Annotated in this window: 20 protein-coding genes and 4 pseudogenes; 8 read left to right on the top strand and 16 right to left on the bottom strand. The window is 38.9% G+C overall.

The window, feature by feature from the left end; genetic code table 11:
• Positions 1-3 precede the first annotated feature (3 nt).
• The 5 genes and pseudogenes from JCM9140_RS16865 to yutH all read right to left on the bottom strand — a co-directional run bounded on the left by JCM9140_RS16865 (position 4) and on the right by yutH (position 4,802).
• On the bottom strand, positions 4-234 hold the full coding sequence (locus JCM9140_RS16865; RefSeq protein ID WP_034749191.1) for a transcriptional regulator SplA domain-containing protein: 231 nt from the start codon (positions 232-234) through the stop codon (positions 4-6).
• A gap of 48 nt (positions 235-282) precedes the next feature.
• Entirely contained in the window at positions 283-1,197 is a 915-nt protein-coding gene (thrB, locus tag JCM9140_RS16860) for a homoserine kinase (RefSeq protein ID WP_034749187.1), read from the bottom strand.
• A 16-nt stretch (positions 1,198-1,213) separates the two neighbouring features.
• Positions 1,214-2,277: pseudogene (thrC, locus tag JCM9140_RS16855) on the bottom strand (threonine synthase).
• A 2-nt stretch (positions 2,278-2,279) separates the two neighbouring features.
• Positions 2,280-3,577: pseudogene (locus tag JCM9140_RS16850) on the bottom strand (homoserine dehydrogenase).
• A gap of 184 nt (positions 3,578-3,761) precedes the next feature.
• Positions 3,762-4,802 carry a spore coat putative kinase YutH gene (gene yutH / locus JCM9140_RS16845; RefSeq protein ID WP_034749184.1) on the bottom strand — a complete coding sequence of 347 codons (1,041 nt, stop codon included), beginning with the start codon at positions 4,800-4,802 and terminating at the stop codon, positions 3,762-3,764.
• Positions 4,803-4,929: 127 nt separating this feature from the next.
• On the opposite strand from yutH, the gene JCM9140_RS16840 reads away from it, so the two are divergent.
• The 3 genes from JCM9140_RS16840 to desA all read left to right on the top strand — a co-directional run bounded on the left by JCM9140_RS16840 (position 4,930) and on the right by desA (position 8,325).
• Positions 4,930-5,427: a phosphatidylglycerophosphatase A family protein gene (locus tag JCM9140_RS16840; protein WP_034749182.1), complete on the top strand. Its 498-nt coding sequence runs from the start codon at positions 4,930-4,932 to the stop codon at positions 5,425-5,427.
• 139 nt (positions 5,428-5,566) lie between these two features.
• Complete coding sequence (locus JCM9140_RS16835) at positions 5,567-7,198, top strand: PAS domain-containing sensor histidine kinase (protein ID WP_034749179.1); 1,632 nt, start codon at positions 5,567-5,569, stop codon at positions 7,196-7,198.
• 104 nt (positions 7,199-7,302) lie between these two features.
• On the top strand, positions 7,303-8,325 hold the full coding sequence (desA, locus tag JCM9140_RS16830) for a Delta(5) desaturase DesA (protein WP_034749176.1): 1,023 nt from the start codon (positions 7,303-7,305) through the stop codon (positions 8,323-8,325).
• Positions 8,326-8,381: 56 nt separating this feature from the next.
• Here the strand turns inward: desA and JCM9140_RS16825 are convergent, their stop codons facing one another.
• From JCM9140_RS16825 to JCM9140_RS16815, 3 genes are all read right to left on the bottom strand, one after another.
• Entirely contained in the window at positions 8,382-9,149 is a 768-nt protein-coding gene (locus JCM9140_RS16825; RefSeq protein WP_034749173.1) for a TIGR01457 family HAD-type hydrolase, read from the bottom strand.
• A gap of 29 nt (positions 9,150-9,178) precedes the next feature.
• Positions 9,179-9,829 carry a helix-turn-helix transcriptional regulator gene (locus tag JCM9140_RS16820; protein WP_052002345.1) on the bottom strand — a complete coding sequence of 217 codons (651 nt, stop codon included), beginning with the start codon at positions 9,827-9,829 and terminating at the stop codon, positions 9,179-9,181.
• A 73-nt stretch (positions 9,830-9,902) separates the two neighbouring features.
• Complete coding sequence (locus JCM9140_RS16815; protein ID WP_034749170.1) at positions 9,903-10,352, bottom strand: DUF86 domain-containing protein; 450 nt, start codon at positions 10,350-10,352, stop codon at positions 9,903-9,905.
• 143 nt (positions 10,353-10,495) lie between these two features.
• Here JCM9140_RS16815 and JCM9140_RS16810 point away from each other — a divergent pair, with 143 nt between their 5' ends.
• Together JCM9140_RS16810 and JCM9140_RS16805 are read left to right on the top strand one after the other, a co-directional pair.
• Entirely contained in the window at positions 10,496-10,762 is a 267-nt protein-coding gene (locus JCM9140_RS16810) for a DUF3055 domain-containing protein (protein ID WP_034749167.1), read from the top strand.
• A 736-nt stretch (positions 10,763-11,498) separates the two neighbouring features.
• A complete protein-coding gene (locus JCM9140_RS16805) occupies positions 11,499-11,789 on the top strand; it encodes a hypothetical protein (RefSeq protein WP_034749165.1) in 291 nt (96 codons plus the stop codon).
• Between the two features lie 19 nt (positions 11,790-11,808).
• Here JCM9140_RS16805 and JCM9140_RS16800 read toward each other — a convergent pair whose 3' ends face one another.
• Positions 11,809-12,108 carry a YutD family protein gene (locus tag JCM9140_RS16800; RefSeq protein ID WP_034749162.1) on the bottom strand — a complete coding sequence of 100 codons (300 nt, stop codon included), beginning with the start codon at positions 12,106-12,108 and terminating at the stop codon, positions 11,809-11,811.
• Positions 12,109-12,257: 149 nt separating this feature from the next.
• On the opposite strand from JCM9140_RS16800, the gene JCM9140_RS16795 reads away from it, so the two are divergent.
• Positions 12,258-12,887, top strand: a complete 630-nt coding sequence (locus JCM9140_RS16795) for a YhcN/YlaJ family sporulation lipoprotein (RefSeq protein WP_034749159.1) — start codon at positions 12,258-12,260, stop codon at positions 12,885-12,887.
• Positions 12,888-12,994: 107 nt separating this feature from the next.
• Here the strand turns inward: JCM9140_RS16795 and lipA are convergent, their stop codons facing one another.
• Positions 12,995-13,903 (bottom strand): lipoyl synthase, encoded by a 909-nt coding sequence (gene lipA / locus JCM9140_RS16790; RefSeq protein ID WP_034749157.1) that lies wholly within the window; start codon positions 13,901-13,903, stop codon positions 12,995-12,997.
• 192 nt (positions 13,904-14,095) lie between these two features.
• Here lipA and JCM9140_RS16785 point away from each other — a divergent pair, with 192 nt between their 5' ends.
• Positions 14,096-15,091, top strand: a complete 996-nt coding sequence (locus JCM9140_RS16785; RefSeq protein WP_034749155.1) for a M23 family metallopeptidase — start codon at positions 14,096-14,098, stop codon at positions 15,089-15,091.
• 114 nt (positions 15,092-15,205) lie between these two features.
• Complete coding sequence (locus tag JCM9140_RS16780) at positions 15,206-15,943, top strand: DUF421 domain-containing protein (RefSeq protein ID WP_034749151.1); 738 nt, start codon at positions 15,206-15,208, stop codon at positions 15,941-15,943.
• Between the two features lie 50 nt (positions 15,944-15,993).
• Here the strand turns inward: JCM9140_RS16780 and JCM9140_RS23295 are convergent, their stop codons facing one another.
• The 6 genes and pseudogenes from JCM9140_RS23295 to JCM9140_RS25460 form a co-directional block, all read right to left on the bottom strand.
• A complete protein-coding gene (locus tag JCM9140_RS23295) occupies positions 15,994-16,101 on the bottom strand; it encodes a methionine/alanine import family NSS transporter small subunit (RefSeq protein WP_081727744.1) in 108 nt (35 codons plus the stop codon).
• Between the two features lie 12 nt (positions 16,102-16,113).
• On the bottom strand, positions 16,114-17,622 hold the full coding sequence (locus tag JCM9140_RS16775; RefSeq protein ID WP_034749149.1) for a sodium-dependent transporter: 1,509 nt from the start codon (positions 17,620-17,622) through the stop codon (positions 16,114-16,116).
• Positions 17,623-17,955: 333 nt separating this feature from the next.
• Positions 17,956-18,345, bottom strand: a pseudogene (locus tag JCM9140_RS25280) (rhodanese-like domain-containing protein).
• 95 nt (positions 18,346-18,440) lie between these two features.
• Entirely contained in the window at positions 18,441-19,298 is an 858-nt protein-coding gene (locus JCM9140_RS16765) for a VOC family protein (protein WP_034749146.1), read from the bottom strand.
• Between the two features lie 103 nt (positions 19,299-19,401).
• The gene (locus JCM9140_RS22745) at positions 19,402-22,200 is read right to left on the bottom strand and encodes an EAL domain-containing protein (protein WP_052002344.1); all 2,799 of its coding nucleotides are present in this window, start codon (positions 22,198-22,200) and stop codon (positions 19,402-19,404) included.
• A 288-nt stretch (positions 22,201-22,488) separates the two neighbouring features.
• Positions 22,489-22,680: pseudogene (locus JCM9140_RS25460) on the bottom strand (response regulator transcription factor); the annotation flags it as partial.
• Positions 22,681-23,677: the final 997 nt, after the last annotated feature.

The raw sequence follows: 23,677 nt of genomic DNA, 5'->3' as shown, positions 1-23,677 counted from the left end.
ATTTTACATATAAAATTCCTCAAACAACGATTCAGCCTCCTCATATGAAGCGAAGATCGCATCATCCTCTTCAATTGGATGATAAAAATCAAAAAGCAATAAAGACAATTGACTTGGGTTCATTGGATCTCTTGCAACGGTTGCTTCTTGAACGTTTGAGACTGTTTGCGTATGAGGATTGCGATAAATAATATAGACTTGCTGTCCTTCTTCAAGTTGATGAATATCAAGCATGGCGGGCCTCCCTTTTTTGTTGGTTTGCCCGCCAATCTTCCTGTCTATTCAGCTAATTTGCGCCGATGCTTCCTTGTTTTGGATTCCTTTTTTTACTTGAATTCCTTCTTTTGCTGGTCGCAAATGAAGTACTTCAAAACTAGGAAAATGACGTTGCAATTTGTTTTGAATTTCTTCTCCTTGATGCAAAGGAGCTAAACAAAGCATCGTTGGGCCCGCACCACTGAGGGCTGCACCATACGCTTTTGTTTCCTCCCTAACGACTTGAATTACTTCCTCAAGATGTGGAACAAGTTCACGGCGATATGGGTGATGGAACAAATCCTCACTCATCATTTTCCCTACCGATTCCCAATCATTTTGAAGCAAACCCGCAACTAACACATTCGCGACACTGCTCGCTCTGACAGCATGCTTATAAGAAAGTTCACTCGGTAAGACACCTCGTGCTTTTTTAGTCTTCAACTCTTCAGATGGAACCAGTAACACGAGATCCACTTCAGGTACTCCACCATACAGAACATGGGTACTCTCTTCCGTATGCGTTCCAATAACCAACCCGCCGTATACAGATGCCGCTACATTGTCTGGATGGCCTTCCCAAAGGCTTGAAAAACGAACTTTTTCCTCTACCGTCAGCGGCTCGCCTGTTAATTGGTTGGCTAGTTCAATTCCCGCAACGATTGCTGCTGCACTGCTTCCAAGACCGCGTGCTAATGGAATATCACTTGTCATCGTCACGTGACAAGGGGGAAGTTCTTTTCCAAGTTCCTTTGCCACATGAACGGCAACTTTGTAAATGAGATTGTCTTCTCCCTCTTCAATCCCTTGTAATTCCCTTGATGAAGACCCAAAAAACCATTTTTCTGAAGGATGAACTTCAAGTGTCAAATAACGGTTAACGGCAAGCCCAACAGAGTCAAATCCTGGCCCTAAATTTGCCGAACTACCTGGAACCGTTATGACAAATGGTTCCTACTCATGACGTCACACCACCTTTGAGGTGAGCAAGAAATGCTTCCTTATCATTTGGTAAGACAGTCGGTTTAACCGTAACGGTATCGATTGCCGTGTTTGGATCTTTTAAACCGTTTCCTGTTAACACACAAACAACGGTGGATCCCTTCTTGATTTCACCTGAATCGAGTTGCTTTTTTAGACCTGCAATCGAGGCACAAGAAGCTGGCTCTGCAAATACACCTTCTGTTTTAACAAGCAATTGGTACGCTTCTAAAATTTCTTCATCCGTTACATAGTCAATTGCTCCATTTGACTCATCTCTTGCCGCAACGGTTTATCCCAGCTTGCTGGGTTTCCAATACGAATCGCTGTTGCAATCGTTTCTGGTTCTTCAATTACCTTGTTTTGTACAATCGCTGCTGCACCTTCTGCTTCAAATCCACGCATTTCAGGAAGCCCTGTTCCTTTTTTCTCGTGATATTCTTTAAATCCCTTCCAATAAGCTGTGATGTTTCCAGCATTACCAACTGGAATCGCTAAAACATCTGGAGCTTTTCCTAATGCATCCACAATTTCAAATGCTGCTGTTTTTTGTCCTTCAATACGATATGGGTTCACAGAGTTTACAAGTGTAATCGGCTCTTTCTTGCTGATCTCACGAACAATGTCAAGCGCGTTATCAAAATTTCCTTTGATTTCTAATACTTCTGCTCCGTACATAACTGCTTGTGCAAGCTTTCCTAAGGCAATTTTACCTTCAGGAATAACGACGATACATCTTAATCCAGCTCTTGCTCCATAAGCCGCAGCTGCCGCTGACGTGTTACCAGTAGATGCGCAAATGATGGCTTTGCTTCCTTCTTCCTTTGCTTTCGCTACAGCCATGACCATACCGCGGTCTTTAAACGATCCAGTCGGGTTCAAACCTTCGTATTTCACATACACGTTTACTCCCCACTCTTTGGAAAGCTGCTCTAGCTCAATAAGAGGTGTATTTCCTTCATGTAAAGTAAGAAGAGGTGTTTCCTCTGTTACTGGTAAAAATTCTGTGTATTCTTGAATTAATCCCTTCCAACGACTCATTTCTAGCGTCCTCCTTCGACACGGTAACAGCTTTCAATCGATTCAATGACTTCAAGCTCAGTTAATTTTTTATATAAGTTTTCGTAATTTTCTTTTGTTGTGTGATGTGTAATGACAATAACCTCGGCTACTTCTTGGCCTTCAACCGGTAGTTGCAAAAGCTTCTCAAAACTTACATCGTGGCTAGCAAACAAGCTTGTGACAGCTTGGAAAGTACCCGCTTTGTCTACGACACGAAGTCGCAAAAAGTATTTCGAATCAATTTCATTTGGTTTCTTTAACACACGTTCATGTAATGGTTTTTGAACGGCGTTGCCACAAACACCTAAACGCATGTTTTTCATCACTGAAACTAAATCAGATACAACGGCAGTCGCTGTTGGCAATGAGCCTGCTCCAGGTCCATAAAACATTGTTTCACCAACAGCCTCTCCATAAACATAGACGGCATTGTATTCGTTGTGGACCGACGCAAGTGGATGCTCCTTTGGTAGCAATGTTGGTTCAACACTGACTTCTACACGACCTTCATCACGCTTAGCAAGCCCAATTAACTTCATAGTATACCCAAGTTGGTCACAGTAATCTAGATCGGTTTTCGTAACCGATGAAATGCCTTTAACCGAGACATCTTCTAAACTAACATCCATCGAAAAGCCAAGCGTAGCAGGATAGCCATTTTTCTGGCAGCATCTAAGCCTTCGACATCCGCTGTTGGATCACTTTCAGCGAATCCTAGCTCTTGAGCAACTTTTAAAACTTCTTCGTAAGAACTACCGTTTTGCGTCATCTTCGTTAAAATATAATTAGTCGTACCATTGACAATGCCCATCATTTTCGTAATGCGATCAGCAGATAACCCATCACTTAAACTACGTAAAATAGGGATCCCGCCTGCTACACTTGCTTCATAAAAAAGATCACAATTTTGTTCAGAGGCAACTTGCAATAACTCCGCACCATATAATGCCATTAAATCTTTGTTCGCTGTTACAACATGTTTCCCATTGCGAAGAGCGGTAAGCAAGTGGTCACGTGTTGTTTCGACTCCTCCCATTACTTCAATCACAATATCGATATCTTGATCGAAAAGGACATCTTCTATTTGATCGGTCACAAGTGATTCTTCAATCTCGACCGGACGTGGTTTTGCTTTGTCGCGAACGACTACTTTCTTGACCGTTACTGGACAGCCCACTTGATGGCGCAATTCATCTTGATGGCGGCGAATAATCGAAACAACACCTGTTCCGACTGTTCCTAACCCAAGTAAACCGACGCGTACTTCCTTTGCTGTCATGCTCTCTCCACTCCTTCACTCATACTCTATTCATGTATACGTAAAAAGTACATTTGTTTATCTATAATGGACATTATAGACCTTATAAAGATGAAGTACAATAGATAATTTAGTAAAATTCAGAAAAATAGAAAGTGCCCAACAAATACGATCATTTGTTAGGCACTTTCATTTATTATTCTTCTTATAACCAATCAATAGGATGGACTTGGTTCGAACCAACTCCTCTAGACATAAGTACAGATTGTGCGAACTGTTTTAAGAACTGTTCATTTTTATGTTCGTTTTGTAGCATGGTTAAAAAAGATTGACCTAGTTGGGCTTTTTCCTCTTTTATCTGACTTCTGTAATAGGCTTCAACAGCTTCATAATAATGAAGAGGAAACAACAGTCTTGCGTAATAAAGCTTCCAAGAATACGTCGACAACGGTTCATAGGTTTCGTATCCATTTAAGAAACTTTGAAGTTTTTCCCATGGAAACGAATTCTCTCGCCAATGTTGATCTCGAGTCCACTCCGCTAAATCTCTACAAGGATGGTCATAGACAAACTCAGTCGGTCGTTTGACAATATCACCTGCATCCGACAAAACTAGCCACGTTTGGTCTGTGAATCGCCTATGACAAATGGTAGGCTTTTCCTGATCACGACTCGGATCATCCAACGTTGCATCAACAGCATATTGAATCGCATTTTCCGTTAAACCCATATAGTAGGGATAAGAAAACAAAAAAGCCTCATCCACATAGGACTGCGGTCTTTCATACATAATTTGCTGATACCATCCTTCTAATTGCTCCAGCCTCGTTTCCCATAATTTTGGCCATTGCCCAAAGAAATCATAAGTTTGTTTTTGATATGAAAATTGTTTTCCAAAATAATGAATGGTTGCTAAATGATCACCCTTTTCCTCTGGTTTTTGAAAGCGGAAAAGACCCTCATTGCGTTTCTCCCCAGTTGGCAACTCGCATACATACACATCTAGACCATCAATTAGCCCTGATCTTCTCCTCTGTAAGGTGTACAAAGGCTCGAGCACTGAACTGTCTCCTACCGAACGCATATAGTCCGTAAATGCGGTCATCTCATCTTCTTGTGCCATACATTCCTCTTTCGGCAACAAAATATACGATTTTCCGTTCGCTTCAAATCCGTCGTACGCACCAATAGAAAAACGTCTCTCACAGTATATTCCATACACATCATAGAGATTACGTTCAAACATTTATGACCCTCCTCACTCTTTTTCCTTTCACTAGTCTATGACCCAAATGAATAAAATGTGTATGTGGACAGTAGACTAGTATTAGCCTATAGTCTTACTAAGGCAGCTTGCCGTTGGAGGTGTTGTAATGACAAAGAGAACAATGGATGAAGTAGAAACAAAAGCAAGAGAGTGGTTAGTCGAGCGCGGCGTAACTCTTGAAGACATAGCGGAACTTGTTTATTTTCTTCAAGTCAAATATCACCCAGATCTTCAACTAGATGTTTGTTTAGACAATGTTGATAAAGTGATACGAAAGCGTGAAGTCCAAAACGCCATCATTACAGGAATTCAGCTTGACATTCTCGCCGAGAAAAAGCTCCTAGATGAACCATTACAAGGAATTATCGATCGAGACGAAAGTTTGTATGGAGTCGATGAAATTATTGCCTTATCAATCGTAAACGTATATGGATCAATTGGTTTCACCAATTATGGTTACATTGACAAACAAAAACCAGGTATTTTAGAGAAGTTAAATGACAAAGAATCTAAAGAATGTCATACTTTTTTAGATGATATTGTCGGAGCCATCGCAGCCGCAGCCTCAAGTCGGCTTGCTCATCGTGCTGCAAATACAGAATAAAATACGTTATAAGACGGGTGCCCACAGAAAGAGTGGACACCCTTTTTGAGTCTTCAAACTGGAAATAAATTGTTAAACTAAAGCCATCCAATTAATGTTAAAATAAACACTTAGCATTGTACGTTTTGGAGGCTACAGAATGAATAAATACATGAAAATTTTTATCTATTCCCTCTTTGGGGTATTTTGGATATTCGGAACTGATTTTCTTGCCACTCAGTATATAAACGACATACAAAGCCTTCTATTCATTCAGCAATTGAAAGGGGTGGCCTTTGTCATCCTTTCTAGCTTTTTTATTTATTATGCATTTGTGAAGAAAGAAGAAAGTGAAGCCGCGAAAGCCGAAAAAGAAAAGCTAGAGATTCTAATTAATTCGATGATTGATTTTGTTAATTTTAAAGATGGGCAAGGTAGGTGGACGAAAGCAAACGATTTTGCCTTGAAATTATTTAAAATTGAACACGTTGATTATATAGGAAAAACTGATTCCCAACTTGGTGAGTATAGTGAATTTTATCGTGATGCTTTCCTATATTGTGAAGCTTCAGATGAAGAAGCGTGGAAATTTGGGAAGACATCTAGATGCTTGGAACAGATTCCAACCCCTGATGGGTCAATAAAAACGTTTGACACGATTAAAGTACCTCTATTTCATGAGGATGGATCCAGAAAAGAATTGGTTGTGATGGGTCGCGATATTACAGAGCAAGTGAAAGCAGAGCAAAAATTAGAGAAAAGCAGGCAAAATTACAAATCCCTCTTTGAATTTAACCCAGAAGTCGTTTTTATCGTAAATCGAAATGGACATGTATTAGAGCTAAATCCTAAGTTTAAAGAAATGACTGGTTATGATACAGCTGACTTTATTGACCAATCAATCCTTACCATCATTACAAATGAAAGTAAACAAAAAGTCATTGAAGCATTTAATCAAATTCTGTATGAGAAAAAAATTTGGGTTAATGAAGAAGTTGAAATTCTTCATAAAGACGGCAACAAGCGTGTTTTCAGGTGCACAGCTGTGCCGACTGTGATTAATCAGGAAGTCCGAGGCGCAATTGGTTATGCTATGGATATCACCAAGGAAAAGGAAACGGAAGAGCGCTTGCGTAAAACAGAGAAGCTATCTGTTGTCGGCGAGCTGGCAGCAAGCGTCGCACATGAAATTCGTAATCCTTTAACATCAATCAAAGGATTTCTTCAATTTATGCAATCCAACGATAATAAAAATCAGTCGTATTATCAAATTATGCTTGATGAGCTTGAAAGAATTAATCAAATATCAAGTGAATTATTAGCACTAGGGAAGCCGCGAGAAGTTCACTTTAAACAATGCGATCTAAATCAAATTATTGTAAGTGTCATGTGGTTACTTGAGTCTCAAGCAAATTTATATAATGTTAAAATAGACTACACAAAAGAAGACGATCTTCCTTTACTATATTGTGAATCGAATCAAATCAAACAACTATTTGTAAACATTATTAAAAATTCGATTGAAGCGTCAGCAAAAAATATTTCTATCCATGTAGGGGTCAAACATGGAAACCTACAAATTACAATTGTAGATGACGGAAGTGGGATTGCAAATGAAAGACTCGAGAGACTTGGTGAGCCCTTTTACTCATCGAAAGAAAAAGGAACGGGCTTAGGATTAACTGTAAGCTATAAAATTGTAGAAGTCCATAAAGGTCACATTCACTTTAATAGCACCATTAACGAAGGAACGAGAGTCACGATCGACCTTCCTACACTTCAGTCTCAATAGGTTTCACAGAATAGATCATTTTTTGTGAATACAGGCTACTTCCATTAAATAAAGATAGTTTTTTTCGCGCAATCTGATAGAATTAGCGTGAGGTGATCTTATTAATGAGTGAGAATAAAAAATATGATGTCCGTGAATGGAAAAAGAAATTAGCTCCTTTTGAACAGTCACGTGTATCGATTAGTCTACGTCAACTCCTAAATTCTGTTGTCCCTTTTCTTGGATTATGGATCTTAGCCTATCTGAGTCTAAATATATCGTATTGGCTAACACTTGCTTTAGCTATTCCAGCAGCTGGTTTTTTAGTCCGAACGTTTATTATTTTTCACGATTGCACACATTACTCTTTTTTCAAAAGCCGTAGAGCAAATGAAGTGGTCGGTATCATTACCGGACTTTTTACGTTTTGTTCGTTTGAACAATGGAAACGAAGTCACACAACCCATCATGCAACAAACGGAAACCTAGAAAAGCGTGGCGTCGGTGATGTTTGGACCATGACATTGCAAGAATATGCTGATGCATCTGTATTAAAACGATTTGCGTATCGAACTTACCGAAATCCGATTGTGATGTTTTTAATCGGACCTTTATATATTTTTTTAATTGACTATCGTTTTAATGCAAAAGGAGCTTCCAAGAAGGAAAAAAGACATGTATGGATGACGAACATTGTATTGGTAGCGATTATCTTTACATTAGGTTCTACTCTTGGCTGGGTAAACTATATTCTCGTCCAATTGCCTATTTTCTATGTTGCGACGTTCTCAGGTGTCTGGTTATTTTACGTGCAGCATCAATTCGAGGATGGATATTTCCAACATAATGAGAATTGGAATTTCGTTGAAGCGGCACTAAGAGGTAGCTCGTATTATAAACTGCCAAAACTATTGCAATGGTTTTCAGGCAATATTGGCTACCACCATGTTCATCATCTAAATTCACGAGTGCCTAATTACCACTTAGAAGCAGCCCATTTAAGTGATCCTAAGCTACAAGAAGTACCTACGCTAACGTTGCGAACTAGCTTAAAGTCACTTACGTTTAAATTATGGGATGATCGAGAAAATAAATTTATTGGAAATCGAGACATACGCATGTTTCTATTAAGCAAAAAAGCAGCGTAGGTTAAAAGAAAAAAAGCAGATCTAAAGTCCATTGACTTCTAGTTCTGCTTTTTCTTTTATTCAAGCGTCCACTCTGCTAATGAATCAATAGCATGTGTTGGTTTTTCTTCTAGCGCTTCCACTTGCTCCTTCGTCGAAACACCTGTATATACCATGAGCGTGTCCATTCCTGCACGTAGGCCCGCTAAAATATCAGTATGATAATTGTCGCCAACCATAATCGTTTCTTCCTTCGATAAGCCAATAACATCAAGAGCTTGTTCAACAATAATCGATTCTGGTTTTCCAATAAATTTAGGTGTTACCCCTGTTGACACAGACAACACAGAAATGAGGGAGCCCGCACCAGGTAACAAACCTCTCTCTGTCGGAAGGGCAACATCGCCATTTGTTGCAATAAAAGTTGCTCCATTACGAATGTTCAGAGCAGCTTTCGCTAGCTTTTCATACGTAATCGAACGGTCTAACCCCATCACAACAAATTCAGCATCCTCATCAACAATTTCATGCCCTTCTTGTTCGAGTGCATACTTGAGCCCTTCCTCCCCTATCATACAAACTCGTGCATTCTTCTTTTGTTCAGAAAGGTAGGTTGCAGTTGCCATGCTAGTTGTAAACACATGTTCAGTTGTCGCTGGAACATCCATTTCACGTAAATGTTCAGCAACCTGCTCAGGGCGTTTCGTTGAATTGTTTGTCACAAACAAATATGGAAGCCCTCTTTTTTCTAGTTCTTTCACGAACAGAACAGCCTCATCGATTTTCTCACTTCCACGGTACATTGTTCCATCTAAATCAATTAAAAAACCTTTATAGCCTTTCATAATCCCTCTTCCTATAGATGATTCGTAATCTATGACTTTTTATTTTCCCTCACTTTATACACACAACGTGATGTATGCTCCTTCGCAATACATGACGTCCGTTCAACAGAGTCTGTTTTTAGAAGCTTTTTAAAAAGTTGCTTTTCACATGTACAGGCCACTGGATATTCTTTGGCTACTTGAGCAATAGGACAGTTGTATTCAACAAACTCGTATTCTCCATCACTAAGCTCTTTGTACTCCACCATATATCCACCTTCACTTTGAATACGAGCTAATGTCTTTACTCTCTCCGCAAAAGAACCTGTCATTTCCGATTCATATTTCTCATAAAGACGGTCTTTTCGTTGTTGAAATAACTGGTCCACCATTACACTACCACTTATCTGTTCGACATCTTTTAAAATTCCTATTGATAAATCGCTATAATTTCGCGGAAAGGTTTCGCTTCCTTTATCAGTTAAATAATATTTGTGTATCGGTCGCCCCATTGCTTGTTTCACTAATCTAGAGTCAATTAGTTGATCTTTTTCAAGTTCACGTAAATGCCTTCGGATGGCCATTTCCGTTACATCTAGTTCGGTAGCCAACGCAGAGACTGTTAACTCTTGATTGCGTTTTAACAGCATTAAGATGACTTGACGTGTTGAGCTCGATTCATTCCTCACAACGATCACCATCCTTACCACCCATTGTAAGCGATGTGTAGGCAAAACTCAAAAAGACCGACTTTCTCTTTCACAATCGTTCATATTACTCTTTTCCATTTGGCAAAAACGCACTTACCGGACCTAACTCTTCGCTTAAATATCTTCTAATCTCAAGTGGAAACTGCCTTAAAGATCCTGAATGAGTTATAAACGTTTCAATCAACTGGTTATGGTTTACCTTAGAATAATCACTTACTAATGATTTCCGCAGAATGATTAGTTTTTTTAATGCTTTAGCATCTTCAGACGTTACCACTTTCTCATCTTCTAGAATATCGATAATGTCTTCATACCCACCAGGATCTCTCATAATAAAACCATCAATCATGCTGTTTCCAACATCGATAATCGACTCAATGATCACATAGGCAATACGTTCAACAGCTAATTTCTCTGTAAAATCTCTGCACTCTTTTAACTTTGTCAGCTGTTCTTGTAACGACTCCATATAAACAAGCGTTTGTTCAATTTTATCACGATCAACAAAATACATAACCATTCCTCCACTTTTCCTAACATAAAATAAAACGATTTCATGTTTAGTATACAACAAGTATGAATTGAACGAAATTTACAATTGAAACATTTGTCATGTATGATAGATAGATACATACATACTGAAAGGGGTAATCACATATGTCGGAGCGCTTTTTTTTATATGACGAAACGGAAGATACCCGAACTCGCTTTGTTAGCTTTATGGGTGAGAACCAACGCTTTGATTTGGCCATTATCAACTCTTCAAGATACTACGGAAAACAACTCGTTTTAAATGTGCTATCCAATCGCTTTGCGATCATTGGCACAGATGACCTTGATGAACCAGGTTACATCGAACACGCTTATCAACTATCAAAAGAAGAAGCAGACGAATTGCGCTCGTTTTTATATGAGATTGTATAACAGAAAAACTTTAAAAACCTCTGGTGGCAACAACTTGTCCGTTCCATTGCGCTACAGCCACTCGCTTTCCGCGGGGAGGTGGCGAGCCTCCTCGGCTACGCCTGTGGGGTCTCGCCCCTACCTCTATTTCCCGCAGGAGTCGAGTGGCTTTCGCTCCATTTCACTATGAGAAATACTCTTTATGAGAGCGGGCTGTGGATAAAACTTTTATTTCACAAATTAAACCGTCAATTTTGTATAGAAGTAGTGCTTTTTGTGCTCTGATTAAGATTTGATTTTTTCCTGAGTCGTTTTTTACCCTACCTTTTGTGGAGCCTTTCTATCCAACTGTAGCATAGTTTCAGAACAGAAGGATAAAGTAACAGAAAAAAGGAACATGCCTTCACTCTTGTTTGGTTTTCGTTTTTTTAACTATACATAATAAGCACAAATATATTTTAAAGATAAGTAAAAGGAACCCTAGCAGGGGAATGACACGGAGACTCCTGCGGGAGCAGTGACCCACGCGTGAGACCCCGCAGGCGACAGCCGAGGAGGCTCACCGGGCACCCGTGGAAAGCGGAGTGTCATTCCCCTGCGGCAGTTAGGCACTTTTTCAGTGGCCTCCATCTATTTCCCACATCAGTCGAGTGGCTCCAGCGCAATGGAACGAACATAGGTAGAACACACATGTGAAAACAACCAAAATAATAAACACCTATGCGGGTTAAACTAACTTTCAGGAGGTGTCTTTTTTATGACAGATAAAGAAGAACAACAATATTTCGACTTCTCGAATGTTGAGACACAGCGAAATTTCCTAGCAGCAGAAGATTTTCCGGAAGGGCCATACGGTTCTCCCATTAACCAAGACAAGCCCGTTTCAAATAAATCAACACCTTGGGAGCCTGGCCAACGCTACTATAGTGCCTTTAATTACGAGTTTAAGTCATTACACCAAAACTTACCAAGACAATTTCCAGGAGCTCATCCGACTCACGATGACCCGAATAAAAACGAAGAACCCCCTTACACAACAAACGATTAAGGACAAAAAGCAGTCTCGCTTATGTACGAGACTGCTTTTCCTTATCTTCTTTCACTTTTTTAATCACAAAGTAGGCACAGCCGAAATTACAGTACTCATACAAGTAATCAGGCAATGTACTAATTTTCGTATCATGTGTTGATTTTTTATGTTTGTCTTCAAAAAAACCTCTTAAGCGCAACTGATTATATCCCCAGTCTCCAACGATATAATCGTACTTATTCAATACATCCGCATAGCGAGCCTTAAAAGCTTCTTCATCCCAACCATTTTTTACATCTTCGACAATTTCAAATTGCATCCCTTGAATGCGAACCACTCGGCTCACCTCTTTACCCATTAGTAACTTGTTTCATTATAGCACATGAAGTCACAAAGTTTGTATAACTTCCGTTGTTCGACCTCCATCATTTTCTAGCTGTAAAAACGACGATAATTGGTGAATCTGAAAAGAGAGGGGGTTTGATCATGCTAAAAAAATCAATAGTCGTTGGTGGACTTGCAACGATGATGCTCATTACTGGATGCCAATTACCTGAGCAAGGTCAGACATTGCAACGTACATCAAATTACGATAGCCATCAACCAAACGGTGGATATTATCCGATCAATCAAGTAAATGAAACGGATGAGTACGCTCATTTCGGTTATACACGTTACGAAAGAGAACTTGTCATGCGTGGCAATCAAGATGTAATCCCAGTCATTGATCGTGGACGTCTTTCTGATGCTGTTACGCGCATGGTATTGACGAATGATGTTATAAGTGAAGCAGGTGCACTTGTTACAGACAAATACGTTTTAGTTGTATATGATGCGCAGGCAGATAACCGCGAATATATCGCTGATCAAGTTAAACGCAGTGCACTCTCAGTTGTTCCACGATATTATGATGTCTATATCTCAGATGACCATGATCTTTTTGATGAGATTGAACGCTTTCAACATTTAACATCCGCTACATCTGACATCGAACGAACCATTGAGCAAACAATAGAAGAGATGACACAGCAATCACCACAAGGCGAGTATAACGAAAATACTGACGACGATGTCAATATAATGCAGTCTAAACAAAGACGTCTTATGGATCGCTAGTAGCATCTCCAAACATCATAAGTACGAAGGGGGTGTTTCTACACCCCCCTTCTTTTTTGAGGAAACGAAAAAACGTAGAAATTAACCTTTTTTAGCTCCCTCTTCTTTTATTGATTCGTTACTTTTTTTGCTTCTGCACGCACTTGAGCTTCATTTACTTGCTCGTCTGCATGATAAGAAGAACGCACTAGCGGACCTGCTTCACAATGGCTAAAGCCTTTGCTTAATGCTAGTTCTTTGAACTCTGCAAATTCATCTGGATGATAATATTTTTGAACTTTTAAATGCTTTTTCGTTGGTTGTAGATATTGTCCAATGGTCATAATGTCTACATCAGCTGCTCGTAAGTCATCCATCGTTTCAATAATCTCTTCTTTTGTCTCTCCAAGTCCTATCATTAAACTTGATTTTGTTGGAATATCAGGATGTAATTCTTTTGCACGACGTAAAAATTCTAGGGTACGATCATATGTAGCACGAGCTCGAACTCTAGGTGTTAAGCGGCGTACTGTCTCAATATTATGGTTCATAATATTTGGACGAGCATCCATTAATGTTTGTAAATTATCAAAGCTACCTAACATGTCAGATGGCAACACTTCAATTGTACAAAATGGATTTTTTCTACGAACAGCTCTAACGGTTTCAGCAAAAACGGCAGATCCTCCGTCCTTTAAGTCATCTCGCGCGACCGCTGTAATGACAACATGTTTTAACCCCATTGTTTCGACCGATTCGGCCACACGTTCTGGTTCTTGTAAATCCAGTTCATTCGGTAAGCCTGTTTTCACGGCACAAAAACGACATGCTCGTGTACAAATATCTCCTAAAATCATAAATGTAGCTGTTTTTCGTACAGCCCAGCATTCATGAATGTTGGGACATCTTGCTTCTTCACAAACCGTATTCAGTTTGTTTTCCCTCATCATTTTTTTCAAACCTGTATAAGATTCATTTGTATTTAATTTAATTTTAAGCCAATCGGGCTTACGTAAATGTTCCTCTTTCTTAGCCATTGGGTTCACTCCATCCACTTATTTAACTCGGCTCACTTTTTTCCTCTTCTACTTTATCATGATTTTAGAAAAATAACCAAAGGACCGCTCAAATTTCCAATCATTCTCTCCTATTTTTCCGGCTTTTTTTCTCACACTATATAAAGAGAAAAACACGGACTAGTTATTTTGTAAAAGAGAAAGGAGCATAACATGAGAGTCATTATACTTGTACTTACAGCCCTGTTCATTTCTCTTCCGTGTGTAAATGCGGCAGAGAAAGATGAGCTATCAAGCGAACAAATTTATGAAAAACGATTGGATTTATATAAAAAAATGGAGACTGTTACAAATGTACCTTGGCAATACTTAGCTGCAATTGATACGTATGAACGCGGTTTACGTCGTGCCAGGAAAGATCGTTCAAAAGAAGAAGGGCTAATTGCTATCTACTATACAGAAGATGAGTGGGCAGGTAAATTTAATCCGAACAAAGAAGACACACATCCTCTATCCATACAAATGTTTGGTGGCGTTGGTCTTGATGGCGACGGGGATGGTTTAGCGGAAAGAACGAATGATGAAGATGTTCTGTTTACAATGGCTCATTATCTTGAAAGATTCGGATTTGATGAAGAAGATTTCCGTATTGCCCTTTGGGAGAAATACAAGCGCGACCAATCTGTCCGTATAGTTCATGGTCATGCTCAAGTTTATGAGAAATTCGAGACTCTTGACCTTGGTGAACATGCATTCCCTATGCCGTTAAATTATAACTACAGTTACAAAAATACATGGGGCGACAGACGCGGTTGGGGCGGACGACGTATTCATGAGGGTACCGACATTTTTGCCGGCTATAATGTACCAATTCGCGCAACAGCTTACGGACGTGTTGAAATAAAAGGCTGGAATAAATATGGTGGCTGGCGAATAGGAATTCGCGACCTTGATAATGTATACCATTACTACGCCCACTTAAGTGGATTTGAAAAAGGAATTGAAGAAGGGTCGATTGTATCGCCAGGAGATGTGATCGGTTATTGCGGAAGCTCTGGATACGGGAAGCCAGGAACACAAGGGAAGTTCCCTCCTCACCTTCACTATGGTATGTATCGTGATAACGGGATTACTGAATGGTCTTTTGACCCGTACCCTTCCTTAAAACAATGGGAACGAAAAGCATATCAGGATCGCAAAAAGAAATAACTAAACAAACACAACAATCTGCTTACTAGAAAGCAGGGTGTTGTGTTCTTTTTGGATAAGGGATGTTCCTTAAGGTTACTCTAAAAAAGAGAGAACATAAAGGAGAACGGACGCATGGACATTTTTGGAATTGACATTACTGAGTGGATTTGGAAATCAGTTATTATTGTTATTGCAGGAACGGTATTGCTTAGGGTTGCTGGTAGAAAATCTATTTCTCAAATGACACTCGCACAAACGGTCATTATGATTGGAATTGGGTCCCTTTTAATCCAGCCTCTAGCTGGTGAAAATATTTGGTCAACGTTATTTGTTGGCTCAATGCTGGTAATAACCCTTATCGTTGTTGAGTATGGCCAATTAAAAATAAATTCTATAGAGAAGTTGATTACAGGTTCATCTAAAATTCTCATAGAAGATGGTAAATTAAATTTGGATAACTTACGATCCGTTCGCTTAACCGTTGATCAGCTCGAGACACAGCTGCGCTTAAACAAAATTGCCAATATCAATGATGTAAAGTGGGCAACCATTGAACCAAATGGACAATTAGGATTTCAATTAAAAGAACAAGCCAAAAACTCAACAAAAGAAGATATTCAGACACTAAAAGTGGAACTACAACAAGTCAAACAACTTCTGACGCAAATGGTGCCGGCTCAAGCCTCGACAGTGAGTTATTCGACTAATCAAGCAAATTATTCTAATAATTCTCCAATTGAATCTCTAAACAAACAACTTAATGATGTAAAAAAACAAATACAGAAGCTTCAGAATCCAAAGCCAAACGATTTATTTGAAGAAGTTGATAAAGAATCTCACGTTAAACCACCGCCTGAACATCTACAATAAATAGAAAAACCGTGCTTGGATGAAGGATCATCCAAACACGGAATCTAACCTTACTTTTTTGCTTTCGCTACTTTCACAGCATTAGCAATACTGAGTGCTAAGCCTCCCCAAATAATCACCATTCCGAGTATCATCATTGTTACAGCTCCACCACTCATCTTATCATCTCCTTATTTTGGAATGCGTAAGTCCCCATCTTTCCATTTGCTTTTTGCAAAAATGAACCCAATGACAATAGCTCCCACCGCAACGAGCCAACCAGACCAGAATAGGAAGCCAGTTGAATATCCTTCATAGTTGCTCGTTAGGTTTTGAATGAGATTTTGAATAAACATAAAACCAAGCACAATTGGAGTAATAATGCTTAAACAAATTTTCCACCAAGAGCCTAGACGAAAATCAGATACACCGTCTGCATGTGTTTGAAGCTCTGGCAACTTTTTCAAGAACCAAGAAACAGCAATGACAGAGACAAGACCAGCAAAGGCCACACCAAATTGGTTAATAAAATAATCAGCAGCATCTAGGAAGAATAATCCACCTTGAGTTGCAAAAAGCAAGGAAATCAAAGCTGACAATCCACCGCCAATCGCAACTGCCTTTCTCCGAGAAAATTTAAATTTATCTTGAACCCCTGATACGAATGTTTCCACAATCGAGATAAGGGAAGACAACCCAGCTAACACAAGTGAACCAAAGAATAATACTCCGAACAAGCCGTTCATCCCTGGAAACGTATTGATGATTTCAGGAAAGACGACAAAAGCTAAACCAATCCCTGCATCGGCAACATCGGCTACGGCGACTCCGGACGCATTGGCCATAAACCCAAGTGCTGCAAAGACCCCAATCCCTGCCAACAACTCAAAGCTCGAGTTACTAAATCCTGTAATAAACGCATTGTTTGTTATGTCTGACTTCTTAGACAAGTAACTAGAATACGTAATCATAATCGCAAAGGCTATCGATAAACTAAAGAAAATTTGACCATATGCTGCGACCCACACCCCTGGAGACATGATTTCACTCCAGTCTGGTTTAAAGAATGCATCAAGTCCGGCTAGCGCTCCATTTAATGTAATGGCACGAATGACAATTAAAAAGAACATCACTACGAGCAATGGAATAAAAATTCGGTTTGCGATTTCAATTCCACGTTTGACTCCTTTAAACAACACCCCGAGCGTAATGATCCAAACAAGAACGAGTGGAATAAACACTCCTGGAACGAGCGCCCCGATATCGCCTGGAGCTCCACCTGAAACGACGTCAATTCGCTGCAAGTATTCTCCCATTAGGAACCCGCCCGTATCTTCTCCCCACCTTTGATTGAACGCAAAATACGTGTACGACATCGCCCATGCAATGATAACAGCGTAATAAGTCGCAATGACAAAGGAAATCGCGACTTGCCACCAACCAATCCATTCAGTCTTCCTGTTCATTCGCGCATAAGAAAGCGGTGCAGAGCCACGATATTTGTGACCAAGCGTAAACTCCATAATGAGAAGAGGAATACCAGCAGTAATAAGAGCGAATAAGTACGGTAAAAAGAAAGCTCCTCCTCCATTTTCATACGCAACATACGGAAAGCGCCAAATGTTTCCTAGCCCCACAGCAGAACCGATGGCCGCTAAAATAAAACCAGCCCGCGTTCCCCATTGTTCTCTTCCATTCATCGGCTTCACCTCTTTACGTAGATTTTGTTACAACTTTCTTTACTTGTTTATTCACAATATTTCCAATTTATTATCATTTTTTAAAAATAAAAGAAAACGCTTACATGTATATGTGCTATGACTTTAGCCCTTTTAAGCAACGCCTTAACAAAGGAACCGCTGAAAAAGGTTAACAACCGTTCAACAGCTTTTTCTTAGACTATTTTCTCATTCTTAGTTCTTTGGTTAAGTAAAAGTAGCACGTTTGTTCCATTGCGCTCCACTCCTTCTCCAATAAAAAAAGACCTAATCAAGTAGTCGAGATCTACTGTGTTAGGTCATTTGTCAATACATTTACTCTACTTCAAACCCTGCTTCTTTCCACGCAGATGTCCCACCTTCAATAAATGCTACATCTGTAAAACCCATTTGCTTCAAAAGATACGCACCTAGTGTAGCTTGACCACCTGCACCACAAGTAACCAATACAGGACGACTGCGATCTGCTAGTTCTGGGTTACGTAAATGTTCTGGAAGCTCTAAATCTGCACGAATAGGTAACATACCAAGTTAGATGTTTACGCTACTCGGAATAAGTCCACATGCACCAGCGTCGGCTGCATCTTGTACATCGATAACAAGTGTATTAGGATTAGCCTTTATTTTCTCTTTTGCCTCTTGTGATGTTACTCCTGAAACTTGTTCACGAGCTTGTCCAAGCATGTCTTTAAACGTTAATGCCATCTTTACATCCTCCTAAATTTTCTATTGGTTTTCACTATTACGATATTACTAATTCGACTAATTCGAAGCGCTTTCCTTCTACAGGACCTTTTTTGTTATGAAAGAAGCAATTGAATCTTATTTCCTGATGGATCAATCGTTTCCACGACCTCATTTCGAACCATTACGTCATAACCTAACTTCCTAACTCGGTCAATCGCCTCAGACCGTGTATCTGCACTCGGATACACAATCGTATAGTGACTAAGACCTACACTGTTTGAGGATGGAATGGTTGCATTTGTTCCATTCCAAACATTTGCCCCTATGTGATGATGGTACGAACCCGTTGAAAGAAAAATCGCTTGCTTATGAAAACTCATAACAAGCTCAAACCCAAGTCCGTCACAATAAAAACGTTCTGCTTTTTCAAGGTCATTCACATGCAGATGAATGTGGCCCATAATCGTTCCAACAGGTAACCCTGTCCACGTTTCATTGTTCGCTTCAGCTATCAATCCATCAATATCAAGTCGCTTATTCCCCATCGAAACAAACTGATCTTCCCATGCCCAAGTTGATGCAGGGCGATCGACATACACCTCAATCCCATTGTCATCTGGATCGGCTAAATAAAGAGCTTCACTGACAGTATGGTCTGATCCACCTTGAATCGGATAACGCTTTTGGACAATATGATTAATAAACATTCCTAAATCTTTACGAGTTGGAAGCAGCAATGCAAAATGATATAGCCCCGTTTTTCTTGGCTCTTTTTTCTTGACATGTTCAGGCTGCTCTAAGTTTACAAGCGGAGTTTTTCCATCTGCTGTTAAAACAGCTGAGGTACCGGTTTCCCTCAACACATGAAATCCGATGATCTCTTGATAAAATTTCAATGAACGCTGTAAATCTTCTACTTTTACGTTAACTTGACTGACAAACGTACTCGGTTTGTTATGAAAATTGGACATTTAGAAACCTCCTAGTCTTCTCATTATAGTCGCGTCGTCCTTGTCACTCCAGAAAAAAGAAAGAAAAGGATGAACCAGATGTTTGGACTAGTTCACCCTTCTCTTATATTGGCAATCGTACCTCAACTTGAGTACCTTCCTTTTCTATGCTTCTAACTTGTATCGTTCCATTATGTGACCAAATATGTTGATAACAGATCATTAATCCGAATCCTATGCCTTTTTCTTTGTTACTAAAAAATGGTTCTCCCAGCCTTTCTAAGCGCTGCTGACTCATCCCAACCCCATTATCGGTGACGGTAATCACAATTCCTTCCTTTTCCATTCGAAGACCCATTTTGACAAAGCCATTTTGTTCAATTGCCTCTATACTATTAGTTAGTAACTGACTCATAACCTCTTTTATTTTGTTCGGATCACACATAATTTTTGGAATAGCTGCGTCTCGGGTTATCCCGATTTCAACATCATTTTTAGATTTTATATTAACCACGACTTCATGAATTAACTCATATAGATCCACTAATTGGCGTTCGTTCAACTTAGGTCTTGCTACTTCAAGAAATTCTTTTAGTACTTCTTCTATTTGTTGGAAAGATGAATGTATCACATCAAAATAATCTTTCTTTACGACCCCTTGTTCAATGAGATGAATAAATCCCTTTATTGATGTTATTGGATTTCGAATTTCATGAGCAATTCCTGCTGCCAATTCGCCAACGACACCTAGTTTTTCAGTTTGAAAAGGAGCGAAGATATTCTGCCCTTTAACATCTTCAGTTTTAGATTCCTCTAAGTATACGGAATCAGCCTCGGTTTTATCTGTTCCAAATTCTTGCGTTCCGTTTTCAATTTTTTCAATCCAATTAATAAGTTGCCCTTCTGGAACAGGTTTGCTAAACAAAAATCCTTGTCCTTCATTGCATAAATGCTGTTGCAAAAATTCTAGTTGTTCTTTCGTCTCAATGCCTTCAGCAACAACATTTAGTTCTAAGTGATGAGCCATTGAGATAATCATTTTAACGATGGCTTCATCGGCCTTACCAGATAACTCTCTTACAAAGGATTGATCAATTTTTAACGTATCAACCGGAAACTGTTTTAGATAATTTAACGAGCTAAAACCTGTACCAAAATCATCAATGCTAATTTTCACTCCTATTCTTTTTAAGTCCGTAAGAGTGTCGATCGTTTGCTCCATATTCGCTGTCATGCTTTCTGTTATTTCAAGTTCAAGCAGTTCTGGAGGTAACCCTGTTTCCCCTATTATTTTTTCGATCGTTTGAACTAAATTGACTTTTGTAAATTGTCTTGGCGACAAGTTTACAGATATAACCAATTCATATCCATCTAAACAAAGTTGATAGTTCTTCTTACAGGCTTCTCTTAAAGCCCATTCACCAATTGAGACGATTAAGCCTGATTCTTCAGCAATTGGGATAAATGTTGCAGGTGAAACAAGTCCCCATTGAGGGTGATTCCACCTTAAAAGTGCTTCAGCACCGACGACTTTCCCTGACTTCATATTTACTTTCGGCTGGTAAAACAGTTCTAACTCATTTCTTTCTAATGCAGAGTGTAGTTCCATCTCTATCGATAACGGATTAATGGCATCTACTTCTGGTGGTGAATAAAAATAAAACGTGTTTCTACCCATTTTTTTTGCTTGATACATCGCATAATCTGCATTTCGAGTTAACTGTTCAACCGTTTGGCCATCCTCTGGAAACAAGCTTATGCCAATGCTAGGGGACGTAAAAATATCATAATTATTAATACTAAACGGGTACGATAACGATTGAACGATCGTCGTAGAAACAGCTGTGGCCAGCTCCCGATTTGCGTTTGTCAAAATAATAATAAACTCATCTCCACCTTGTCTAAACAAAACATCGTTATCGGCGAGGCAAGACTTTAAACGAGTCGTCACTTCCTTTAGCAACAGGTCACCAACATGATGTCCCATGTTATCGTTGATAATTTTGAATCGGTCTAGATCGATAAAGAGAACCGCTATTTCCTGACCTTGGACAATTTCATCATTAAGCTTTTTTTCTAGCATAAAACGATTCGGCAAACCTGTTAAATAATCATGAAACGCCATTTGTTGAATTTCTTCTTCTTGCTGTTTACGGCTTGAAATATCGCGGTAATTGACAACTATGCCATTTATATTCTCATCCTCAAAGAGATTTGTAACATACGCTTCGCAAAACGTAAAACCACCTGTTTTTGTTTTGAGTCTCAGCTCACCTTTTTGTGTTTCTCTACCGTTTTTTATCGAATTTTCAATCAGACAACGAGCTAGGTTCAAATCCTCTTCATACACTAAGTCAAAGGCATTTTTTCCAAACAACGACTTTGGCTCAAATCCCAATACTTGTTTTACAGCTGGACTTTGGTATTTGATAACCCCATTTTGATCAAGAATTCCAATAACATCTGTTGATTGATGAATGAGTGACTCAAACCGCATTTCACTATTTTTCAGCGCCACTTCTAGTCTTTTCTTCTCTGATATATCTTTCGCTACTCCATATACCCCTAATATTTCACCATTTATGCGCGCTGGTACAACGGTTACGCTGACTTCCTTAATACTACCATTCTCGTGTACAACTCTAAACTCACGATCTTGTACCTTACCATGTAAAGCATGTAAAAAATAACTGACCACTTCCGACAAATCTTCAGCATAAATATATTGTTTGAATTGAGAATATAATAAAGTATCTTTAGAAAAACCAATTAACTGGACTAACCCCTCATTCAAATTAACAAATTCTCCATTCACATCAATTAAAAATAAAGCATCTGGATAGGCTGAAAAAAGGTCTTTATAAAGAAATTCATCATTTATAGATTGCAACTTTCTACGTTTACGACTAGACAATGAATACATATTCTCACCTCATGGTTCTTTTCTACTAACCAACATATATACTGAATAACGTACTCTCATAAGCTGTCATTTCTTTACCTTATTTTCCGTTAAATTCTATTTTACGTATATCCCCTTACACTCTTAAAAAAGATTTCTCTTTTACCTTGAATAGGAACAGACTCCTAGTCAAATATAGACGCCTTTAGGAACTCCTTCCTATTAGAAAAGACTGTATTGAAAAGATTGTTAAAGTAAGATTAGTCTCATCGTAAATCGATATGAAAAAAACCCGCTTTTTCAGCGGGTTTACAAAGGGGTGTATCCAAGTTGATAAATCATAGCAATTGCTTGAGAGCGATCACTCACTCCTAGTTTTTGCAAGATGCGTGTAATATGATTTTTGACAGTATGTTCACTAATGAATAATTTTAAGGCAATTTCACGATTGTTACAGCCTTTTAATACATAATTGATTACTTCAATCTCCCTAGTAGATAGGCCTAACTTCTTTTTTAGTATTCCCACTGCATCGATCGATTCCGTTTCTTTATCAAGTGTTTCCTTACTAGCAATGGAGTAATCTTCTTCAAATGAAAGGACTGTTTCCACCATTGTTTGTTGATGGACGTAAGTAAGGAACTTATCTTTAAGCTCTTGTTGCAATATACCCATTTGATGAAGGGATTCAACCTTCTCATCCCCGTCTACAAACGTGTAAACAATTGCCAAAATTTCACTCTCTCTACTGCTTGATTTTCCCTTTTCCAAAACATTTAAACAACCTCTCAATATCGAAAGAGCTTTTTGATCGCTTATATATGATTCTAAAAAAGACAGCTCATAATAAATAAGTCCGCTAATCTTTTTTAACGTCGTATAGCTGCCATCATTCAGATACGCGGTAAAATCCTTTACACATTGTTTCACTTTTTCAGCTAATTCGAATGCCTCTTTATTTTGTTGGCGTAACGCTGCATTAAGTAATCTTATAATGTAATCATCTGAGTCGGTTTCTGTTTCGGTCTCTTTTTGGCATAAGTGGATTGATATACTTCCAGCCACAGCTAAACTCGATAAAAAAGGTTTATATTGATCAGGGGCATTTTCTGATGATAATCCCACACATAAAACACCATACATTTCATCGTTGTATCGCAACGGAAACTCCAATACATCCGTCCCCCAACTAGTCTCCTGTTGAATGGTCCATCCCAGTTTTCCTGCTTTGATTTCGAAAAAGCTCTTACAGCTACTTGATGACCATAATCGTTAATTTCTTTTGAAGTAAGCCCCCTTGAGACGATATCAACTTTTGAAAGACTCATCTCAGGTTTAAAAACAATACAAGCAAATGGGCCTCTTAAAATGTTTAGACTAATATCTACAAGAATATATAAAACCCTTTTTATCTCTTTTACCGTTATCATAAACATCGAAAATCATTCGTTAAAATGTTTAAGATGATTTCCATTAATTGAATTTAATTGAAAGTTTT

Origin of the sequence: Halalkalibacter wakoensis JCM 9140 (assembly GCF_000513095.1) — a bacterium.
GTDB classification, from domain to species: Bacteria; Bacillota; Bacilli; order Bacillales; family Bacillaceae_D; genus Halalkalibacter; species Halalkalibacter wakoensis.
This window is presented reverse-complemented; position numbering and strand designations above follow the sequence as displayed.

Coding starts and splice junctions, on each gene's coding strand:
- JCM9140_RS16865 (WP_034749191.1), bottom strand. CDS start 234: ATGCTTGATATTCATCAACTTGAAGAAGGACAGCAAGTCTATATTATT.
- yutH (WP_034749184.1), bottom strand. CDS start 4,802: ATGTTTGAACGTAATCTCTATGATGTGTATGGAATATACTGTGAGAGA.
- JCM9140_RS16840 (WP_034749182.1), top strand. CDS start 4,930: ATGACAAAGAGAACAATGGATGAAGTAGAAACAAAAGCAAGAGAGTGG.
- JCM9140_RS16835 (WP_034749179.1), top strand. CDS start 5,567: ATGAATAAATACATGAAAATTTTTATCTATTCCCTCTTTGGGGTATTT.
- desA (WP_034749176.1), top strand. CDS start 7,303: ATGAGTGAGAATAAAAAATATGATGTCCGTGAATGGAAAAAGAAATTA.
- JCM9140_RS16825 (WP_034749173.1), bottom strand. CDS start 9,149: ATGAAAGGCTATAAAGGTTTTTTAATTGATTTAGATGGAACAATGTAC.
- JCM9140_RS16820 (WP_052002345.1), bottom strand. CDS start 9,829: ATGGTGATCGTTGTGAGGAATGAATCGAGCTCAACACGTCAAGTCATC.
- JCM9140_RS16815 (WP_034749170.1), bottom strand. CDS start 10,352: ATGTATTTTGTTGATCGTGATAAAATTGAACAAACGCTTGTTTATATG.
- JCM9140_RS16810 (WP_034749167.1), top strand. CDS start 10,496: ATGTCGGAGCGCTTTTTTTTATATGACGAAACGGAAGATACCCGAACT.
- JCM9140_RS16805 (WP_034749165.1), top strand. CDS start 11,499: ATGACAGATAAAGAAGAACAACAATATTTCGACTTCTCGAATGTTGAG.
- JCM9140_RS16795 (WP_034749159.1), top strand. CDS start 12,258: ATGCTAAAAAAATCAATAGTCGTTGGTGGACTTGCAACGATGATGCTC.
- lipA (WP_034749157.1), bottom strand. CDS start 13,903: ATGGCTAAGAAAGAGGAACATTTACGTAAGCCCGATTGGCTTAAAATT.
- JCM9140_RS16785 (WP_034749155.1), top strand. CDS start 14,096: ATGAGAGTCATTATACTTGTACTTACAGCCCTGTTCATTTCTCTTCCG.
- JCM9140_RS16780 (WP_034749151.1), top strand. CDS start 15,206: ATGGACATTTTTGGAATTGACATTACTGAGTGGATTTGGAAATCAGTT.
- JCM9140_RS23295 (WP_081727744.1), bottom strand. CDS start 16,101: ATGAGTGGTGGAGCTGTAACAATGATGATACTCGGAATGGTGATTATT.
- JCM9140_RS16775 (WP_034749149.1), bottom strand. CDS start 17,622: ATGAATGGAAGAGAACAATGGGGAACGCGGGCTGGTTTTATTTTAGCG.
- JCM9140_RS16765 (WP_034749146.1), bottom strand. CDS start 19,298: ATGTCCAATTTTCATAACAAACCGAGTACGTTTGTCAGTCAAGTTAAC.
- JCM9140_RS22745 (WP_052002344.1), bottom strand. CDS start 22,200: ATGTATTCATTGTCTAGTCGTAAACGTAGAAAGTTGCAATCTATAAAT.